General features: G+C 42.6%; 1 protein-coding gene and 1 pseudogene. Both read right to left on the bottom strand.

The genetic code is table 11. The annotated features are described in order from the left end of the window. Positions 1-28: 28 nt before the first annotated feature. A complete protein-coding gene (locus tag JGK39_RS33485; protein WP_293262910.1) occupies positions 29-757 on the bottom strand; it encodes a hypothetical protein in 729 nt (242 codons plus the stop codon). A gap of 143 nt (positions 758-900) precedes the next feature. Next, positions 901-1,327: pseudogene (locus JGK39_RS33480) on the bottom strand (hypothetical protein); the annotation flags it as partial.

Raw genomic sequence — 1,327 nt, 5'->3', positions numbered from 1 at the left:
AGGGAGTCGCGGACAAATAAAATACCAGTCAAAATGGGATAATCGTGATATCCCATTTTGGTAAAGTTTCAGAACGTTGCCATGAGGGCAAATACTGTTTTAACTCATGAGGTAAGACTTTTACGCCTTTCTCATAAGTTGTCTCAATTAAGTTGACAATGGGATTAATTCCTTTCCATGTCATGCTAGATGCCCAGTGTACGGCAGTTTCAACTGAATCTAAAATAGCACCATTCCAATAGTGCTCAAGTGCCGCCCAGCAGCGTTCAATTGGGTTATACTTACTATGATATGGTGGATAGTAAATTAGTCGGATTCTTAAGCCAATTGCCTGAGATAACTCGATGATGCGTTTGATGAATTGTGTGCGATTGCTTCTGATTGCCGGACCACCATCAAGGTCAATCACTAATTCTTCGAGTTCGGTGTAATCAGATTGATTATTGTGCCACCAATCTGTTAGACAATCAACAATAAAATCTGTAGTTTCAGCGGACTGTCCCATATAAATCGATAGTTGATCGCTTTGAGTGTTAAGAATGCCAAAGGGGACTAATACAGCTTGCCACTCGGTATCATGATCGTCGGCCGATTTCGGTTCGATGGTTCTGGCTTTACCTTCCCGTGACAGGTTGCCAATTTTTACTTTCGCTTTGGTATCTATTGATATTCGCAGAGACTTGACATCTAGATTGGAGGCTTCATTCTCCTTCAATACATTTTCAAAAATCGCATCTGTTTCGGGAATTTTTTTCAAGGGCTTGGTTTTTTGTGTTTTTTTAGGCGATACCCCATTCGATTTAAAATCGCGCCAATTGTCTGACGAGAAGGTAATTGCTCACTGTCGTAGTTTTTCTGACTCACTAATGCCGCTCGTACCGCCAGGGCCGTGATCCGGGCCTACAAAAATATCGATTGAAACTTGGGGTCTGCCTGGGACTCTGGATCTACTAGAGAACGAATATCGGCTTCTAAGTTGGGCAGCAAAATTTCACTTTTATGTCGCCCTCGTGCCCGGTAATTATCCACACAAATCAACCCGGTTCGTCGTTCATGTAAGCCCAGTTGAACACTGTCTCGGTTCCACCCCATAAATGTTTCTACTTTGCGGGCCCAACCATTAAAGTAGTCTTCAGCCACTTTTGCCATAAAGTCTCGACGGCGATAGCCTGTCAGTTTTTTTGCCGCATCTTTGAATGTTAATTTCACTGGCTCACTCAAGATCATTTCTAGCATCCCAATTACAGAAGTAACAACCGCTCGCTTGTCAGATTTTTTGTTTCCTACTCTTCTAGGATAACTGGGGTTATATTTAATCGCAAGCCCC

Origin of the sequence: Microcoleus sp. PH2017_12_PCY_D_A (assembly GCF_020738565.1) — a bacterium.
In the GTDB taxonomy this organism is placed as follows: domain Bacteria; phylum Cyanobacteriota; class Cyanobacteriia; order Cyanobacteriales; family Microcoleaceae; genus Microcoleus.
The sequence above is the reverse complement of the archived record's forward strand: the minus strand, read 5'-3'. Positions and strand labels throughout refer to the sequence as shown.